At 38.9% G+C, this 18,985-nt stretch carries 17 protein-coding genes; 9 read left to right on the forward strand and 8 right to left on the reverse strand.

Going from position 1 to position 18,985, the window contains the following annotated elements; translation table 11 throughout:
* Positions 1-251 precede the first annotated feature (251 nt).
* From FNK51_RS08380 to FNK51_RS08395, 4 genes are read right to left on the reverse strand one after another with little or no spacing between them, the layout of a single operon-like run.
* Complete coding sequence (locus FNK51_RS08380) at positions 252-1,040, reverse strand: carbon-nitrogen family hydrolase (protein WP_098372617.1); 789 nt, start codon at positions 1,038-1,040, stop codon at positions 252-254.
* A 5-nt stretch (positions 1,041-1,045) separates the two neighbouring features.
* Positions 1,046-2,314: an MFS transporter gene (locus tag FNK51_RS08385; RefSeq protein ID WP_098372616.1), complete on the reverse strand. Its 1,269-nt coding sequence runs from the start codon at positions 2,312-2,314 to the stop codon at positions 1,046-1,048.
* Between the two features lie 12 nt (positions 2,315-2,326).
* The gene (locus FNK51_RS08390) at positions 2,327-2,998 is read right to left on the reverse strand and encodes a DUF2848 family protein (protein ID WP_141993031.1); all 672 of its coding nucleotides are present in this window, start codon (positions 2,996-2,998) and stop codon (positions 2,327-2,329) included.
* Positions 2,982-3,650: a GntR family transcriptional regulator gene (locus FNK51_RS08395; RefSeq protein ID WP_098372614.1), complete on the reverse strand. Its 669-nt coding sequence runs from the start codon at positions 3,648-3,650 to the stop codon at positions 2,982-2,984. The genes FNK51_RS08390 and FNK51_RS08395 overlap by 17 nt, the downstream gene beginning before the upstream one ends.
* Before the next feature lie 178 nt (positions 3,651-3,828).
* Here FNK51_RS08395 and FNK51_RS08400 point away from each other — a divergent pair, with 178 nt between their 5' ends.
* The 6 genes from FNK51_RS08400 (at position 3,829) to FNK51_RS26480 (ending at position 9,746) form a co-directional block, all read left to right on the forward strand.
* Positions 3,829-4,248 carry a UPF0715 family protein gene (locus FNK51_RS08400; RefSeq protein ID WP_181762221.1) on the forward strand — a complete coding sequence of 140 codons (420 nt, stop codon included), beginning with the start codon at positions 3,829-3,831 and terminating at the stop codon, positions 4,246-4,248.
* Positions 4,249-4,680: 432 nt separating this feature from the next.
* The gene (locus tag FNK51_RS08405) at positions 4,681-4,959 is read left to right on the forward strand and encodes a hypothetical protein (RefSeq protein WP_179891134.1); all 279 of its coding nucleotides are present in this window, start codon (positions 4,681-4,683) and stop codon (positions 4,957-4,959) included.
* A 182-nt stretch (positions 4,960-5,141) separates the two neighbouring features.
* Positions 5,142-6,497 (forward strand): APC family permease, encoded by a 1,356-nt coding sequence (locus FNK51_RS08410; protein WP_141993033.1) that lies wholly within the window; start codon positions 5,142-5,144, stop codon positions 6,495-6,497.
* Between the two features lie 27 nt (positions 6,498-6,524).
* Positions 6,525-8,150 (forward strand): amidohydrolase, encoded by a 1,626-nt coding sequence (locus tag FNK51_RS08415; protein WP_286178609.1) that lies wholly within the window; start codon positions 6,525-6,527, stop codon positions 8,148-8,150.
* A gap of 31 nt (positions 8,151-8,181) precedes the next feature.
* Positions 8,182-9,081 (forward strand): carbon-nitrogen hydrolase, encoded by a 900-nt coding sequence (locus FNK51_RS08420; RefSeq protein ID WP_141993035.1) that lies wholly within the window; start codon positions 8,182-8,184, stop codon positions 9,079-9,081.
* Between the two features lie 524 nt (positions 9,082-9,605).
* Positions 9,606-9,746: a hypothetical protein gene (locus FNK51_RS26480; RefSeq protein WP_157831099.1), complete on the forward strand. Its 141-nt coding sequence runs from the start codon at positions 9,606-9,608 to the stop codon at positions 9,744-9,746.
* Between the two features lie 170 nt (positions 9,747-9,916).
* Here the strand turns inward: FNK51_RS26480 and uraH are convergent, their stop codons facing one another.
* The 4 genes from uraH to FNK51_RS08440 form a co-directional block, all read right to left on the reverse strand.
* Positions 9,917-10,276: a hydroxyisourate hydrolase gene (gene uraH / locus FNK51_RS08425; RefSeq protein ID WP_141993036.1), complete on the reverse strand. Its 360-nt coding sequence runs from the start codon at positions 10,274-10,276 to the stop codon at positions 9,917-9,919.
* Positions 10,277-10,285: 9 nt separating this feature from the next.
* Entirely contained in the window at positions 10,286-11,779 is a 1,494-nt protein-coding gene (pucL, locus tag FNK51_RS08430; RefSeq protein ID WP_141993037.1) for a factor-independent urate hydroxylase, read from the reverse strand.
* A 15-nt stretch (positions 11,780-11,794) separates the two neighbouring features.
* Positions 11,795-13,120 carry a nucleobase:cation symporter-2 family protein gene (locus FNK51_RS08435; protein ID WP_141993038.1) on the reverse strand — a complete coding sequence of 442 codons (1,326 nt, stop codon included), beginning with the start codon at positions 13,118-13,120 and terminating at the stop codon, positions 11,795-11,797.
* A gap of 162 nt (positions 13,121-13,282) precedes the next feature.
* Positions 13,283-14,899, reverse strand: a complete 1,617-nt coding sequence (locus tag FNK51_RS08440) for a PucR family transcriptional regulator (protein WP_141993039.1) — start codon at positions 14,897-14,899, stop codon at positions 13,283-13,285.
* A 288-nt stretch (positions 14,900-15,187) separates the two neighbouring features.
* Here FNK51_RS08440 and FNK51_RS08445 point away from each other — a divergent pair, with 288 nt between their 5' ends.
* The 3 genes from FNK51_RS08445 to FNK51_RS08455 all read left to right on the forward strand — a co-directional run bounded on the left by FNK51_RS08445 (position 15,188) and on the right by FNK51_RS08455 (position 18,975).
* Complete coding sequence (locus FNK51_RS08445) at positions 15,188-16,243, forward strand: Rieske 2Fe-2S domain-containing protein (RefSeq protein ID WP_141993040.1); 1,056 nt, start codon at positions 15,188-15,190, stop codon at positions 16,241-16,243.
* 206 nt (positions 16,244-16,449) lie between these two features.
* Positions 16,450-17,697: an allantoate deiminase gene (gene allC, locus FNK51_RS08450; protein ID WP_141993041.1), complete on the forward strand. Its 1,248-nt coding sequence runs from the start codon at positions 16,450-16,452 to the stop codon at positions 17,695-17,697.
* A 15-nt stretch (positions 17,698-17,712) separates the two neighbouring features.
* The gene (locus tag FNK51_RS08455; protein WP_141993042.1) at positions 17,713-18,975 is read left to right on the forward strand and encodes a pyridoxal-phosphate-dependent aminotransferase family protein; all 1,263 of its coding nucleotides are present in this window, start codon (positions 17,713-17,715) and stop codon (positions 18,973-18,975) included.
* Positions 18,976-18,985: the final 10 nt, after the last annotated feature.

The following is an 18,985-nucleotide window of genomic DNA, read 5'->3' on the forward strand; positions in this document are numbered from 1 at the left end:
TATATCATAAGGGAAATGAAAATATTAGAGAAAGATATTGACATCCTATTAGCTGGTTTAGCTGAAGATCGAAGCTGTCTTTAAGGCAGCTTTTTCTTTATTCAACTATCGGTGTAGTTAGTTGTATAAGAAATTATCTAAATATAAATATCCTTATCTGAATTTTCCATGTTAAATTTATGCTTTTTTATACCCAAAAGAATTAAACTTAAAAAGCTACACCAGATTGTATCTCTGGAGTAGCTCCTATTTTATAACTTTCTATACTTTTCTGATACTCTGGAAGCGAATATGGGAACATCTTTCCTTATTTGAGGTACTTTTTCTAAATCTAAAGTTGCCTTTAATTCACCAACTTCTTGATCTAATTTTTGAACAATGTCTCCCCATGGATCTACAATTTGTGAGCAACCTGCGAATTCCACTCCTAACTTTGTTCCCGTTACATTTGATGCAACAACATACATTTGGTTCTCAATTGCGCGCGCACGAAGTAACGTATTCCAATGTGTCTCTCTTGCGAGTGGCCATTCTGCTACTATATGTAGCACTTGAATACCTTGTAATGCTAAGTCACGAATAATTTCAGGGAATCGTAAATCGTAACAAATAATAATCCCCATTTTCACACCTTCAAGTTCAAATACTTCCACTTGATTATGACCGCCTGTTAAAAACTTGGGTTCATCTAACATCGGAACAAGGTGCATCTTGTCATATGTATGAACAATCTCACCCATTCGATTTACAATAATTGCACGATTAAAGATATCTTTACCTTCTAGTACGGCAATCGAGCCACCCACCAAGTTTACATTAAACTTCTTAGCCAGTGATTGTAAAAATTCAATTGATTGATTACCATCCACTTTGCAGATTTCTTTCAATTCTTCTAACGCATAACCCGTAGACCACATTTCAGGAAGTACTACAACGTCCAAATCATCACTGTAGTTAGCTTCTAACCAGCGTTCAATGATTTTCCTATTCTCTTCTGGATTCCCAACTTCTAAATCCATTTGAAATACCAAATAATTCACATTATTCACTCCTCAATATTATTTAGTAACGAAGTATCCGGTTTTACAAACAACCATAATATAGCTGCAATAAACACAGGGATTATAGTTACTCCCAGTGTGATATTCCACCCAAAGTTTTCTGCTAACCAACCACATAATAACGGTGATACAAATGCTCCTAGATTTCCCCACAAGTTCATCCAACCTGAAACGGAACCTGAAAAGTTTCTGCCTAAGTCTGTAGCAGAAGCCCATGAACACACTACTGTGAATCCTAGTGAACCCAAGCATAATGATAACCATAAAACATTCATATAAGGCGATACTGTCATAACAGCAAGGTACATTGATATAATAAATACTATTAAACCTGATATAGCTAAAGAGGATCTTGATATTTGCTTTGAAAAACCTTTACGTACTAAGTAGTCAGAAAGAATACCACCAGTCATTACAGTTATCAGTATTGCTAACCAAGGCAGGCTTGCAGCAAATCCCATTTTACTTAATGAGAACCCTCTATCTTCCAGTAAATAGGTAGGTAACCAAACTAAAAAGAAAGTAATGATATATAGAACAACAAAATATTGTAATCCTAACGCCCAAAATCTATAGCTTTTCAGAAAAGTATTCCATGGGGCTCTAACTTTAGCGGTTTCAACAATTTCTCTGTCTTCAAGTATATATTCTTTTTCTTGTTCATTCACTAATTTATGTATCTCAGGATAGTCTCGAGCTATAACATACCATACACCCGCAATGATTATTCCTATTAATCCAAAAATATAAAATACAGCTTGCCAACCAAAATATTGATAGATATAAACCGTAACGATAGGGGCAATAACTGGTCCAAAATATGAACCGGCCAATAAAGCACTAGATGCTCTGGCCTTTTCATCTCTTCTAAACCAGTTTGTATTAAATACGGCGTTAGCTGGAAACATCGGTCCTTCACCTATCCCAAATAAGAATCTCACCATATACAACAGACCGTGAGATTTAACTACACCCGTCAAACCCGTAAATACTGACCACCATACTAGAGCAAAAGTGATCATTTTTCTTGGACCAAACTTTTCTGCCATAAGTCCTGCTGGAATTTGAACTAACGCGTAACCTAATGAGAATAATGATGCAAGCATACCAAACTGAACTTTATCTAAGCCTAAATCATCCATCATTGGTTTTGCTATTATTGAAATATTTGATCTATCCATGTAAGCGATTACACCAATTATAAAGAAAAAGAATGCTAGTCCCCATCTAACTTTAGTAGGTTTCTTTTTCAAAATAGTCCCCCCTTAATAAACCATGGAATAATGATGTTTAATTTTTCTGTTTAATTTGGGATGTTCAATTTCATATTCAAATTTATCACCAAAAATAAATCCATTTTTTGTAGGAACAGTACCTGAAAAAATAACAGTATGCTCTAAATCCTTTTCCCCGAATTTGTCCAGCTTTTCCAATAAAACATCAAACGCTAAGAGTGCTTCTAAAGTGTCTTCTTGATATAAACACTTTTCCCCATTTGAAGTAACATAAGAACGTAAAATAATATTATCCCAGTCTTCTTTTAAATCTGCTAATCTCCAAAAATCAGTTGCAAGAGGTTTATCACATATTGATTTAGACTTTAAAATATCTTCTTTTTCTACTTCTCGATCAGTATGATCGCTGCCAAGGGTAACCAACCATTCTTTACCGTCATGGAATAACACATATTCTGCTTCCCCTGAGGAAAATTTACTTCCATTACATTCATTAGAAAAATTCAGTTGTTCTGTTTTTTGTGGATATATCATCGGTACATGAGGTGGAGGTGCAATCCCTATTTCTTTTAATTCATCTATGTGTTCTTGAATTTTTTCTATATTTCTTCCCCCATATCCAACAACAATTACTTTATTAATATCAATTTCATGTTTTTTAACCTCTCCATTAGAAAGATGTAAATTAATTACTTTTCTCATTTGAATTCCTCCTCAATTGACTAATGATTTCATTTTTTGTATTTTCCACATGGTTATATGATGCTACCAGAAGTTGATTAATATCTTGTGATTTTATACCTTGTACAATTGCTTTATGTTCAGCTATTGTTTCCTCAATACGCGACTTCTCAGTTATGGCTTTTAACCCAAACCATCTAATCTGATCACCAATTTCTTCAAACCATTTTTCTAATCGCTGATTTTTAGTTAATAATACAATTTCAGAATGAAACTCTTTATCTAATTCAATAAATCTTTGGTGATCTGTTTTATTTTTTTCTTGCTCCTCTATGTAACCTTCTAATACTTTTATTTGTTCTGGAGTAATATTTCCACATATTTTTTCTAGTGAGAATCGGTCAAAAATCATTCGAATTTCCATTACTTCAATTACATTTTCTTCTGTTATTTCATTAATAAACGTACCAACCCGTGGTTTTGAAATGATCCATTTTTCTCTTTCTAACAACGACAGAGATTCTCTTACAGGAGTTCTACTTACACCTAACTTTTCACTTAGGTCTCTTTCATAAATTGCTTGACCCGGTAGAAGTTCATAATTCAAAATTGATTTCTTAATTGCCTCAAAAGCTATATCTCTTAACGGCATAACTGTCTCTATTTTTTTCATTTTTCCTCCTATTGGTATGTGGTATACCAAGTATAGTACAAACCTAAAATTCAGTCAATTCAAAATAATAGGATTTCTCCGGTAGCCCTTTTCTTGTTGGACTAAAGGGGCAGATTAGTTGAAAAATTGATGGTAGAATGGAAAAAATTTACATATGTTTTTTGGAAGGTGAGTAATATTGGAAATTTGGAAATTAAGCGAAAAGGTCTCGAAACTTAGCGATGTAATACCTTATTACTTTTTTAGCCTATTTTTTTCTTGTATCTCTTTATCTGTTGTTATAGTTATTTTTAGTGGAGAGCTCTCTTGGTTGTTATCTGGTATTATTGTGTATTCTTTTTATATTGTTATTCCCTACTTAATTTTTGCTGTGCCATTACAAGTTTTTTTCAATAAGTATCCAAGAAAATTTAACTTATTTTACTTATTCGTTTACAATATTTTCTCATTTATAGCCGTATTCATATTTTATATAGTAGAAAATTTAGGCTTTGATATGAATGTAGTAAAAATGAAAGAGTATTATGAATTAAGCCTTTCCGCATCTGTTGTTTTTTGGATTTGGGACTCCATCTTTTTACAAAAGAGAACTGAATAGTTCTTGAACTAACGGGTGCGTTAGTTTAATAAGAAGCATAAGAAGTATAAAAGGATCTTCCAATCGGAGATTCTTTTTTCATTGCCTATATGGTCGCTTATATGTCAATTGCTTGCTATTTTTGTTAAAGTTCTTTCTGATAGTAGAACTACTTTTTTTGCTGTGATTTGCTTAGTGTACAAAATACTGAAATGTTGCGTGACCCCTTCTATACGTCGTTTTCGATTATAAAAAAAGACAAAAAAATGAAAAGTAACAGTATTTATATACTTGCAAAATAACACTTAAAATAAGTGCAAATTATCACCTAAAGTAACAGTTTTTTTTGATTTTAATTGAGCAATTATGAAATATTCATTTTTATCCAAATAATTGAAACGAGATGACCTAGGTGTCAGTCTAACTGTTGTCTGAAAGAAAGGAGCAAAAAATATGTTCCATTTAAATACGGTAAAAAAGGCTCAAAAAGGGGACGACCAAGCATTCATAAATCTGGTTCATAAAGAAAAGGAAAAACTTTATCGAACAGCATTCCTGTATGTAAAAAATGAAAGTGACTCTCTAGACATTGTTCAAAATACGATTTACAAAGCCTACATATCTATTAGAAACCTAAAGGACTCTTTATCGATGACGCCATTGCGGCACGTAGCTTATTTCGAACCTTATTCGGATCAACCAGAATACGCGGTGAGACATCTTCGTCTCTAACGATTAATTATGCAATCTTAAATAATTGATGTAAGATTGCATAAAACTATTAATCTATTAAATAATCTGTATATTGTAATTATTGGGAATATATCAATAATTAAATCGCGAAATAATCAATCTCCGCTTGGTATGGTAGTTGCATATTAGTTAATTAATCACGAATAAGGGTGGAGTGATACATGGAGAATGCAAAATTAAGACGTACGTTAACAGTATTTCCTTTAGTGCTATTTGGGTTGGCTTATATGGCACCTACAACAGTTTTTTCTACTTATGGGGTGGTTGCGGAAATAACGAAAGGGATGGTGCCAGCTGCTTATATTATAGCTTTGGTTGGTATGTTATTTACAGCCTATAGTTATGGTCAAATGGTTAAGGCCTACCCTGTTGCTGGTTCTGCGTATACATTTACTCAAAAGGCTTTTAATCCTCACCTTGGATTCTTAGTAGGCTGGGTTATACTATTGGACTATTTATTTTTGCCAATGATCAATGGATTACTAATCGCTATTTACTTAAACGCATATTTTCCATCCGTTCCTTTTTCCGTCTGGTTAATCGCCTTTGTAATTTTAATCACCATTGTAAATATAATTGGAGTGAAAATAGCAACAAAAATAAATCTTTTATTAGTTGCCTGTCAATTCTTAATAATAGTTATATTTACATTCCTCTCAATTAAAGGGTTACTTAACGGAATGGGTTCAGGAACATTATTCATGAGTTCTCCATTTGTGAATGGAGAGATACCGCTATCTTTAGTATTAGCAGGATCTTCCATTTTATGTTTATCATTTTTAGGATTTGATGCTGTTACTACATTTTCGGAGGAAACCATTAATCCGAAAAAAATAATTCCAAAGGCTATTTTCCTCGTTGCGTTAATAGGGGGAGGTCTGTTTGTCACCATCTCATACATCAGTTACCTTGTTTACCCAAATTTCCAAGCTTTTAAAGATCCAGATTCCGCTTCCTTGGAAATTGCTATGTACATCGGGGGTAATTTATTTCAATCTATTTTTCTAGCAGGTTATATTACCGGGGGGCTGGCGTCTGGTTTATCAGCTCATGCAAGTGTTTCGCGACTTTTGTATGCGATGGGGAGAGATGGGGTTCTTCCAAAGAGAATTTTTGGTCATATTCATCCAAAATTTCAAACTCCAACACACAACATCATCTTAGTGGGCATTTTTGCTTTATCTGCGTTATTTATTGATTTAGTGACAGCATCATCCTTTATTAACTTTGGGGCGCTCGTTGCATTTACATTTGTTAATCTTTCGGTTATTTCCCATTATTTTATTAAAGAAAAACAGCGAAACGGAATTAACACACTAAAGTACCTAATATTGCCGCTGATTGGTACTGGTTTCACAATTTGGTTATGGACCAGTCTTGATTCAAAGGCACTTTTACTTGGACTGGGATGGTTTGGAGTTGGTTTCATCATGCTCCTTTCTAATACGAAAATGTTTAGTGAACGGCCACCAGAGCTTTCTATTGATAGTGCGATTGAAAAAGAAATTCAAGCATAAAAGCTATATTCATTAAGGAGGATAAAAATGGTAAGTGCAGACATCATTCTTTCTGGTCACCATGTATTCACTGGGTTACAAGATGAGCCAATAAAAGCAGCTATCGCTATTAAAGATAATAAAATTATTAAAATCGGTTCTAAAGAAGATATAATGTCATTCCTTGGAAATCAAACAAAAGTGTATGACATGGAAGACGGACTAATTATTCCGGGATTTCATGATTTTCATATGCACATTATGATGGGAAGCATTTTACAGAAGGACAGTGCCAAATTATTTGATGCAGATTCAGAAGAGGATGCAGCCAAAATAGTAGGTGAATTTGCAGAAACGAGACCAAATGATGAGTGGATATTTGGTGTCGGTTGGGATCATACCAATTGGAAGAACAAAGTGTTGCCACATAGAACAACACTAGATAAATATATTAGTGATCGCCCTGTTTTATTATTCAATGCAGAAGTGCATTACGCATGGATCAATAGTAAAGCAATGGAAATGATTCACTTAACGAAGGACACCCCAGATCCGAAATATGGAGAAATTGGAAAAGATGAAAATGGGGAACTGACAGGCCTTCTATTTGAACAGGCAATTGGGTATGCATCGGAACATGCATACAAATTACCGAAAGATAAACGTGTAAGCCTATTCCAAGGTTTTCTTAATGAAACAAAAAGATTGGGAATCACATCCGTTAATGACTTATACGGAGCTAAAATTGCGCCAAATCCATTAGACGATCTTGAAATTTTTAAGGAATTTGAGAGAGAAGGGTTACTTACAACCAGAATTCACTTTTCGCCGGAGTTAAAAATGGATTTAGCTGTCGCAAAGGAATTACAAACAAATTATCAGTCAGACAAGCTCACCTTTTCTGGATTAAAACAATTTATAGATGGTGTTGTGACAAGTCATACTGCTTTTTTATTGGATCATTACAAAGACCGTCCAGATACAAAAGGCGGAACGACTTATCCAGCTGAAACAATTAAACAATTAGTAAAAAAGGCAGATAAGGAAAATTTTCAAATTCGTTTCCATGCTATTGGAAACGGTGCAGTCCGCTTAGCATTGGATGCATTTGAAGAAGCGAGAAACGTAAATGGAGAAAGAGACGCTAGACATGTCATTGAACATGTGGAGGTATTGCATCCTGATGATGTTCATCGCTTTAGGGAATTGGATGTGATCGCTTCCTTTCAACCTAAACACATTGAATTAATGGAAAGTGAGGCGTATACAGCCAGAATCAGTGAAAAACAACAACCTCTCTATTATCCTATCAAAACACTAGTGGATACTGGTGCTAAAATTGCCTTTGGTACAGATTTTCCTGTAGTGCCCCTAAATCCTATGATGGGTATTTATCAGGCAATCACCAGAAAAGATTTAATCGGGAAGGCGTGGCAAGAGTCGGAAGGAGTAACATTGGCACAAGCGTTAAAATACTACACGGCCATACCGGCATACGGGTCATTTAGAGAAAATGAATTAGGTACATTGGAAGCAGGGAAGATAGCGGATATCGCTGTATTAAATAAAAATTTATTTAGCATATCAACAGAGGAAATTCTTGAAACAGAAGTGAAGATGACGATCATGGATGGAAAGATCGTATATGAAAACCCGGTCGTCCAAACTGTATAAGATAAAAAAATAAAAGTGAGGTAGTGAGAAGATGTCAAAAGTAAAAGTTGGTCTTATCCAAATTCATTGTGGAGAATTAATTGAGCAAAATATTCAAAAAACGATAGAGAAAATAAAAGAAACAGTAAATAAAGGTGCACAAATCGTTTGCTTACAGGAATTATTTTCTTCGCAATATTTTCCGCAAACGGTCAGTGTGAAAAATTATGATTTAGCTGAAGATGTAGATAGCGGTACATTAGCCGAAATGGGTGAATTAGCAAAGGAATTAGCAATTGTCTTGATTGTACCTTTTTACGAAAGAGCAGGTGCTGGTATTTATTTTAATAGTGCAGCTGTATTTGATGCTGATGGAGAATGTTTAGGGATTACAAGAAAAAATCATATTCCGGATGGTCCCCAGTATCATGAAAAATATTATTTCGTTCCAGGCAATACTGGGTATCCTGTCTATGAAACGGCTTATGGAAAAATAGGAGTCGGGATTTGTTGGGACGAGTGGTATCCAGAAGTTGCCCGAATTTTGAGCTTACAAGGTGCAGAGATATTATTCTATCCTTCCGCTATTGGTTCAGAGCCAGATCATCCCGAGATATCGACAAGATCATCCTGGGAAAAGGCAATTTCCGCTCATGGCATTTCGAATGGTGTATTTGTTGCTGCGACAAATCGAGTGGGCCAGGAAAAGGACATGAATTTTTACGGTGGTTCATTCATTAGCGATACATTCGGGAATATTTTAGCTTCACTTGATGATGAAGAAGGAATTATTGTGCAAGAAATTGATTTAAAAGAAATAGAAGAGACTAGAAAAATTCTGCAATTCTTTAGAGACCGTCGTGTCGATACTTACGGCCCCATATTGCAAAAAGAAATACTTCCAACTCCATCCCCTTCAAAAAAGGGAACAAACAAAGCGCTGTTTAGTTAATCATTAAAAAATAAAGCAGGTGTTTTCTCTTATCAGGTAGATCACATATCCATCAAGCTAATTTGTTTTTAAAGTAGGGATTGCTATCTTATTTTACGCTTACCACATCGTAAATAAGGCTGTACGCAATCCTTCTTCTCAAAATCGGGTATACTTGGCCTGAAACTTCTCCCCTGGCACTATCCCCAAAAAAACATTTACTGTTTGGGATTTTTCAGCTTGTTTTTCCACTTTTACAACGGTGCATAGTTTTGACTTCCATAAGGATGATTTTAGATTGGAGCTGTCTTTAAGGCAGCTTCTTTTTTTGAGCAAAAAAAAGCATTAATTAAAAAGAGGAGGTATTTAACACCTAACGTACTACTTTTTGTTAAGTGAGACGGTTAGAGAAGAACAATGTGGGAAATACTAAGAAAATGAAAATATTACCGAATTTTCAGATAAATACATTGACGGGAAATTACGGTTGTTATATATTATTAATAAGTTAAATTTATTGTTATATAACAGAAGGGGGAGTCAAGATGATGAACATTCAGGATAAAGCCTATGAAAGTTATTTAAAGATTTGTGAAAGGTATGAAATCGAGTCGATAAACTTCGACCGCTTCATCAAAAATTTAACTAAAGATCAGTTGGATGAATACAGTAAATTAGCCGTTTGAAAGAAAGGACGTGATTGCACAAGATGGACCTCCCGGTTGATGTAGATGTAGAAGCAAGTTAGAAACCCCACCAGTTGCTATGGGAACAGGTGGGGTTTTGTCATGTGGTTTAAGAGCCTGTAATCAATCAAACAAGAAACTGCCGGAGAAGGTCTTCTCCGGCAGTTTCTTTAACTTCCCCGATATACTTGATAGCCCCATGGGGAAACGAGCAGTGGCACATGATAATGAGAGGATGGGGAAGATAATCCGAAACGGACGGGTACCTGGTCCAAGAAGGGCGGATCAGTAAGTTCGATGGACTTATTCCGGAAGTAATCCCCGATATGAAAAACGATTTCGTAGTTTCCCATTTTAGTGTTTTCTGCATTCAGCAGCGGGGCATCGAGCCTCCCGTCTGTATTTGTGACAGCTGTCTTGAGCAGCTGCCAGTCAGCTGTGGATGATTCGGAAAAGTATAATTCAATCGTCACGTTTTCGGCCGGCTGGCCATGCATTAAATCCAATATATGTGTTGTTATACCAGGCATAAATACTCCTTAACCGATGTTTTCTTCAGCAGCAGCCAGGATTTTGTTATTTTCGAGATTTTCTTTATTAACGGTGAAGACCTGAAAACCGTATGGTGGGCGCGGCTCTGTATATACTTTTCCATAGGATTCCGGGATTTCGGAAACGACTGTATCCCATGTGTGGTTTTGGGATTCGAATGTAACTTCAAGAAGCTGAGGGAATCTAGTTAAAATACGGCAGCCGATTTCATAAATCAGATTTTGGATGGAAGGAGTTTCCATTTCATGGAAAACGGATGTAGCAATATCGATTACCTGTTCAGCAGCTACGTATTTAGAAGGATTCAAGCCGAATGCATCCTTTTGATCCTCATAGACCCAATGGAGATTCAAATAGATGAAAAGCGGACGATTTCCATCTTCGGGAAGCGTCGTATATTCATCACGGACAAAACCGACAAAAGAGTTCCCGCTTACTTTGATTAATTGGAGGTCGAGGATGGAACTGCTTTGCTGAACGATTTCGTTGCCATTTTCCCCGCGGATGATTTCGACGGCAGCCTTGGCCCGTTCGTTGCGGGACTTTTTGAATACCAGGTCACTCGGTTTCAAAACGGGGTTCGTTGCTTCAGTCACAGCTTCGAAAGGGATATCTTCGGCAATCAATTTAACAGTATCGATTTGTGGATATTTGTTCAGGAAGGCCTCTGACACATATGAAGCAAATCCTTCTAATGTTGCCCCTTCGAATGTCGCTAAATGCCTTTGGATGAAGTTTTTCATCGAATCTGTCGCGACGACCATGGAATTGTCCCCTTCCGTGAAGGAGGGAAGAAAAGAGGAGCCGCCAACGGAAACTTTTACATTGGTGCCGAAAATGATATGATCCCTGCCTAAAAAAGTGGATTCTGGTATTTGTTTGATTCCGGTTAAAGGAGTTGAATAGGTTCTATAGGCAAAAACATTCCCTTTTCCATAGCTAAGTGTTTGTGCGGCTGATTTATTTTTCATTGAATTCTCTCCTCCAATTTTGATTTTATCCTGTAAACGAAATAGGGCAATTTGATGAATTTCAGATAGAGCCTTATCGAACTCGGCCGTTTCAGAATGGTGAATCCTTGTTTTCATCGATTGATATATGTCATTTTTATCTTTGCCGCGTACAGCTAGAATAAATGGAAAGCCGAATTTATTCAGATATTGCCGGTTCAATGATATGAAACTTTCATATTCATCGGCAGTAAGGTCTTTTAAACCGGCGCCATGCTGTTCCTTAATCGAATCTTCACTCATTTCAACTTTGTCCCCAAGGTTCGGATGCTTCCTGATCAACGTTAACTTTTCTTCCTTTGACGAATTGCTTACAATCTCAACCATGCATCGATGCAGGTTGATTATGGATGAAAAGGGCCTATTGGCTGCCGACTTTTCTGCAATCCAAGGTGAATGTTCGAAAGTATCACCAAGGAACTTCGTGAACTCCTTTTCGCTTAGTGCATTTAGTGACTTAAGAGTAATCATTTTAAAGGCTCCTTCTTATATACTTTTTGCCATGAACTGATCTGTATCAGGGATGGTACTATCTGCCGCCTTTTTCCTTCGCGGAGTCAAGATCACATTCAGGATGATGGCTGTCAGGCTTCCGGTGATGATTCCATCGCCGACAACGATACGGATTGCTTCCGGCAGGCTTGAGAATAACTCGGGAACGACGGTGGCTCCAAGTCCGAGTGAGACTGAACAAGCTATGACCAATAAATTAGCATTATCCGAGAAATCAACGTCATTCAGCATTTTAATTCCTGATGAAACGACCATTCCGAACATGACGACTGTAGCACCCCCGAGGACGGCAGTAGGAATGAGTGTAGCGAGTGCCGCAATTTTCGGTACAAGTCCAAGCCCGATTAAAATAAAGCCGGCTGCAATGGTGATTGTTCTTTTTTTCACACCGGATAATTGAACGAGGCCTACATTCTGGGCGAATGTACTATAAGGAAAGGCATTGAAGATCCCGCCTAAAGTGAATGCCAGGCCTTCTGCCCGATAGCCCTTGACAATATCTTTTTCACTCAATTCCCTGCCGGTTATTTTTCCGAGAGCAAGGAATGCGCCAGTGGATTCGACAAGGATGACTGTGCCAACCAACATCATCGTAAGTATGGGGGCTATTTCAAATGTGGGTGTACCAAAGTACAAGGGAGCAGGGATATGGAACCAAGAAGCCTCGGCAACAGTGGAAAAGTCCATCTTCCCAAAAAACGTTGAAGCGATCGTTCCTGCTATGATGCCAATCAGAACGGAAATGGAGCGAATGAATCCAGTGAAGCAGCGATTGATTAACAGAATAACGGCGAGGACACCTAAAGAAAGCATCAAGTTCTCGGCTGAGCCAAAGTCTTTGCTGCCGGAACCGCCAGCCATATTCTTTATGCCGGTGGGCACTAAGGATAATCCAATGATGATGACGACGGTACCGGTCACGACAGGCGGGAATAATTTAAGCAGTTTACCAAATATGTTGGAGAAAAAAATGATGAATAATCCAGCGGCGATGATTGATCCATAGATAGCGGAAATGCCATAATTGCTGCCGATGGATATCATGGGGGTGACTGCGACGAAAGAAGTTCCCAAAACTATCGGGAGGCCAATGCCAAAGTATTTATTTTTCCAAGATTGCAATAATGTAGCGATCCCGCAGGTCAATAGATCAATGGCAATAAGGTAGGCGAGCTGTTGGGAATTGAATCCCAATGCCCCTCCGACGATGATCGGCACCAAGATGGCACCGGCATACATGGCTAGAACGTGCTGAAGACCTAACGAGAAGACTTTGGACTTGTTAATTCTGTCATTCATAAAAAAACTCCCTTCTTTAATATAATGTCATTTTATATCACGTAACTTTGTTATGATTAATATCATCATAATGAAAAATCAGAAAATTGTCATTAGTTAGATTAGACAATTTTAGGATGTGGATATAGACAACTTGCATAAAGTGAAGGGAGGTTTGTGGTTTTATAAATTAAGTAAGGATTTAATGCGAAGGGCAAGTCGAATCTGGAGTGTGGCCTCTGAATCTTTTAGGCTCTTGCCTAGTAGCTCTTCGCATTTCTCGAGTCTGTATACAACGGTGTTCCGATGTACGAATAGTCTTTTGGCAGTTTCGGATATTTGGCAATGTGTTTCGAGATAGACAGATAATGTCTGTAATAAGGATTGCTCCTCCTCGGTGAAAATCTTTGAAAATCCCTGTAGTGCAAAATGGTAAAAATTCATGAGGTATTCTTCTGGAATGATTCTCAATAATTCCATAATATCCTTCGTCCGGAATATTTGGATGTATTCGGTCCTTTTCGAAAGACCTCCTTCGAGAAGGGAGTCGTTCGCTTCTTTGTAAGCGTTCTTGGACTGTAAAAAACTCTGGCTCATATGGCTCACTCCGAAAGAAATCGTGCAGCCGAACTGGCTGGTTGTTATCCTTTGCAATGATTTTAGCGAGGTTTCGACAGTTTGGAGAACATCAGAAGAGACTTCATTCACTTCATATAAAAGAATGCATTTCTTGCCTTTTGTAAAAAGGTGAATGGGATTAGGTGATAGGTAAAGTTCATCGTCCAAAAACTCGTATATCGAATCAGCCCTTCGTTGCAGCTGTGTGTAACTTATGTCCGATTCGGGTTCATCGATCCTTCCGACTGCACATATATAGGTTTGTTCATTGTGTAAGGAAAACTCTTTTGCTCGATTTATGATTTCCTCTTGGGAGGTGAAACTGCCATCCAGAAAATGAAGGAAGAAATCATTTCGGATATTCCGATCATGCTGTTTAAGGGCATGTTCTTTCAACAAGGCAAAAGAAATGACATTAGTTGCCTGTTCTATCGTCAATGTTATGAGGTTATCGCTAGTCTTGATTTCTCCTGATATCGTCAAATAACCAAATTTTTCTTCATTCATATAAATGGGGAATACGGTATAGGGTTGTTTATTTGAAAGGGATGAAAATGAAAAGAATGAAGTTTTGGTTTTATGGAATCGGAATCCCTCTTCACTCATTTTTTTGATTATTGGAATAATTCCGGATGTTGAGATTGGATGGAAAATCGGTTTTAGGTACTGATCAACTAATAAGATGGGGTATCCGATCATATCCGATAAATGATCAAGCAGCTTTTGAATCCCTTTTCCCCGCATGATTAAGTTTGTGAATTGTTTATGTGTTTCCATGGCAAATGTCAATTCCGCTGCACGTTGATCCAAAATCCCCCGTAATGTATGGTTGATGATTTCCCCGAGTGACAATTCTGCAGGGAGTTCAATGATTGGAAAGGATAAATCATTGGCTAGAACCAGTACGTCCTCGGGTATTTCTTTTAGGTATCTTCTTGTCTTTATCCCTAGGGCGGCGCAGCCTTGGTTTGCCATCGCTTCGACGAGTGATGACAAGTGGTGTGGCTTGTCCTTTACGTGATAAGCCGTTGTTACAAGGAATTCATTTGGTTTTAAAAAGTTGATGATATCCGGAGCGTCCATCATATTGACTGTTTGGACTTCCCGTTCGATTCCTGTTCCTCCGGCTATTAAATGCATGCCGGTTAATGCGGGCAATGTTAAAAGTTCAGTAACTTTCATCTGAAACACCTCATTTTGGAAAATTAGAGTATTGAGTGTGATTTTATAAAGCTGTGTATGAATCCAGGGAATTATTTAGTGCGGTTACTGATGTTACTACCATGCTTTGCGGATTTTCATTATCATATCATACAAATCCTTTGGCATATCCTACAAATTACTTTGTTTGTGTTGTTAGGAAAAATAAAAAGTATTTGTGTGTTAGATTTCATTACATGATTAGTGACAAGTTATCTGAATTTTGTTAATGTTTATAAAAATTAACGTGAGGATAAGGGAGACGATAAAATGAGTGAAGGCACAGTTACTTCCAGTAAGAAAAAAAGAGTGACGCCGTTTCCGAAAGAATGCACATTCAGCAAAGAGGACTGGGATGTATTATCGCAATTTTGGTTTCCTGTAGCTGCAGTGGAAGAGGTGTCGGAAAAACCGATAGGCATTAAACTTCTGGATGTGCACCTCGTCCTTTATCGGGCCAATGGGAAGATTATCGTTGCAAGGGACCTTTGTCTGCATCGCGGTGTGCCATTAAGCATGGGGTGGGTGGAAGGTGATGAAATCGTATGCCCTTACCACGGATTCAGATATGGCCCGGAAGGAAATTGTACGGGGATACCTGCGCATCCCAATGCTAAAATATCCCCGCGTCTTTGCATTAATATTTATCCCACGGCAGAACGCTACGGTTTGGTTTGGACATCGATTGCGAGCGATAAAGAGGATATTCCGAAGTTGCCTGCCTGGGATGATGAGGAATATTTGAACATCCTGCCGCCATCCATAGACATTGCAGGGTCAGCCGGCCGGCAGATGGAAGGATTTTTGGATGTGTCCCACTTTGCTTGGGTTCATTCGGAAAGCTTCGCTGATCGCAATAATCCTATCGTTCCTAGCTATAAGGTGGAAAAAACGGAATATGGCCTGCATGTGGAATACTTAAGTTCCGTCAGTAATTACGGAAAAGGCATGCAGCATTTAGAACCTGCCGACTTTGAATGGCTGCGAGTTTTTGATATCTATCCACCGCTGGCGGCCAGGCTTACCGTCCATTTCCCGCGGGATGGAAAACTTCATATCCTGAACTGTGCCAGTCCGGTTTCGGCACGAAAGACAAGAATGTTTTCGCCGATGGCCCGTAACTTTGATTTAGATGCCCCGATTGAAGATACCTATGCATTCAATTTGCAGATTTTCAATGAAGATAAGGAAATGGTGGAAAATCAAAAGCCAGAGGAGCTGCCACTCGATTTGCAAGCGGAAGCGCATATCGCGGCAGATAAGACGTCGATCGCTTATCGTCAGCTTTTGAGGGAATTGGGCTTAGGTGCGAATTATACAAGTTGAGGAAAAGAGGGTGCCCCTGTTAAAAGGGCACCCTCTTTTTTTGCATGCATAATTGGTTAGGTTTTCTTTGGTTATTTTGCACAAAATAACACCAAAATACTAACAAAAATGTCAATGAAGTTATAGGTGAAAGCAAGTAAAATAATAGATAACATAAATTTGTGAATATTCATAACATGAATGGATATTGGAAGGGAGGCTATGGGATGGGCATTCAAATCGAAAAGTCCATAAACGAAAAGGACGAAGTTGCTTCGATGATTGAATGGTTAGCATCTTTCGGGGCAACGGAGAGTGATGGGGTGACCCGGTTATTATATTCCAAGGAATGGATGGGCGCTCAGCAGGCAATGAAAGCTGAAATGGAAAAAGAAAACCTTATTACATATTTTGATAGTGTAGGCAACTTGTTTGGCAGGCTTGAGGGAACGGGCCCCTCCGGTGAAACCATTCTGACCGGCTCTCATATAGACACGGTCAAGGATGGAGGGAAATATGACGGTGCATATGGGGTCGTCGCTAGTTTCCTGGCAGTTAAGAGGTTGTATAAAGCCTATGGGCAGCCGCGGAAGACGATTGAAGTCGTTTCCTTTTGTGAGGAGGAAGGAAGCAGATTTCCTTTAACGTTTTGGGGATCGAGGAATATTAAAGGAGTCTATGGTCTTGAGCATGTCAGGGATTTAAAGGATACTGAAGGAATTCCTTTTTTGGAAGCCATGAAAAAATCAGGGTTTGAACCTGAAGCCTATATAACCCCGGTCCGCGATGACATTGAACGGTTTGTCGAAATTCATATAGAACAGGGGATGGTGCTTGAAAAGAACGGGAATACGATTGGGGTCGTCAGCCATATTGTCGGGCAGCGCCGTTATACGGTGAAAATCATTGGTGAGAGTGATCATGCGGGCACCACTCCCATGTCATACAGGAAGGATGCAGTCGGTTTTGCTTCTGAATTCATTTCTTTTTTAACGAAAAAAGCGAGGGACATGGACCCGGGTTTAGTTGCGACGGTTGGCAGAATGGATGTTAAACCTAATGTCCCGAATGTCATTGCTGGTGAGGTGGAGTTCAGTCTCGATATCAGGCACTACGAGGAAGTGGTTCTTGAAAGGTTTTGTCAGGAAATCTTTTCGACTTTCGATTCCTTGGCAAAAGAAGGTGAAATGAAGCTGGAGGTTTCACAATGGATGGATGTCAAACCTGTCGCAATGGATCGGGAAATGAATCGCCTTGTCCGAAAGATAGCTGAAGATAAAAATATACCTTACCAAGATATGGTCAGCGGAGCCGGGCATGATGCACAGGTGTTTGGTTCGTATTGTCCGACTTGCTTGCTGTTCGTTCCAAGTAAGGGGGGGATCAGCCATTCGCCTAAGGAGTTTACGAGTGTTGCGGATATGGAAAAGGGAATCGACGTTTTAAGTGAAATACTATATAAATTAGCCTATTAAAAGGAGTTGGTTAAAATGGCATATTCAGAATTGAATGCACCGATGAGAACGATCATGACACCAGGCCCGGTCGAAGTGGACCCGCGTGTCTTAAGGGCGATGAGCACACCGATATTAGGGCAATTCGATCCTGCATTCACTACTATCATGAATGAAGTGATGGAAATGCTTCGTTTGGTTTTTCAAACGAAAAATAAATGGGCGTTCCCGATAGATGGCACCTCAAGATCGGGTAATGAAGCGATTCTATGCAGCATCATTGAGCCAGGGGATAAGGTTCTGGTTCCTATATTCGGAAGATTCGGTCACTTGTTGGTGGAAATTTGTGAGCGATACGGAGCTGAAGTTCATACGATGGAATGTCCTTGGGGAGAGGTGTTCGAACCGCAAGCTGTCATCGCGGAAATCAAGAAGGTATCCCCTAAAATTACAGCGATCGTCCATGGGGAAACTTCCACTGGTTGTATGCAGCCTTTGAAGGAAATCGGGTTGGCCTGCCGTGAATTGGGTGTCCTGCTTGTGGTGGATGCGGTTGCCTCCATCGGGGGCACCGATGTAAAGGTGGATGAATGGTGTATTGATGGATTGATAGGCGGGACACAAAAGTGCTTGTCCGTTCCTTCGGGTATGGCACCGATTACGTATAACGAGCGAATAGAAGAAATCATCCAGTCCCGCAAAAAGGTGGAACGTGGCATTGCGACGGATGAAGACAACCAAAAGGTTTCGGTCCGCCGTCCGATCACCAGTAATTATTTCGATTTAAGCATGCTGCAGGATTATTGGGGGCCGCGCCGTTTGAATCACCATACAGAAGCGACTTCCATGATTTATGCGTTACGTGAAGGATTGCGTCTTGTGCTTGAAGAAGGTCTGGAAACGCGCTTTGCCCGCCATGAACTTCACGAAGCTGCTCTTGTTGAAGGGATCAAGGCGATGGGGCTAACGTTATTTGGGGATGGGAAAAACAAACTTCCATGTGTAACCTGCATCGAAATTCCAAAAGGAATCGACGGTGAAGCTGTAAGAGCCATGCTGTTGAATGAATTCAGTATCGAGATCGCGTCCTCATTTGGTCCGCTTCACGGAAAAATTTGGAGAATTGGGACCATGGGATTCAGTTGTAGGAAAGAAAACATCCTCTTTGTATTGGCCTCCTTGGAAGCTGTCCTTTTGCGCCAGGGATTCCAAGTTAACCGGGGAGAGGCTTTGCAGGCTGCACTTGATGTGTATGTGGGAAAGACGGAGAAAGTGCTTGCATCAAGGGAATCTCTTTGATTATAAAAAT

It is taken from the genome of Bacillus sp. B4EP4a (genome assembly GCF_006680105.1).
GTDB classification, from domain to species: domain Bacteria; phylum Bacillota; class Bacilli; order Bacillales; family DSM-1321; genus Peribacillus; species Peribacillus simplex_E.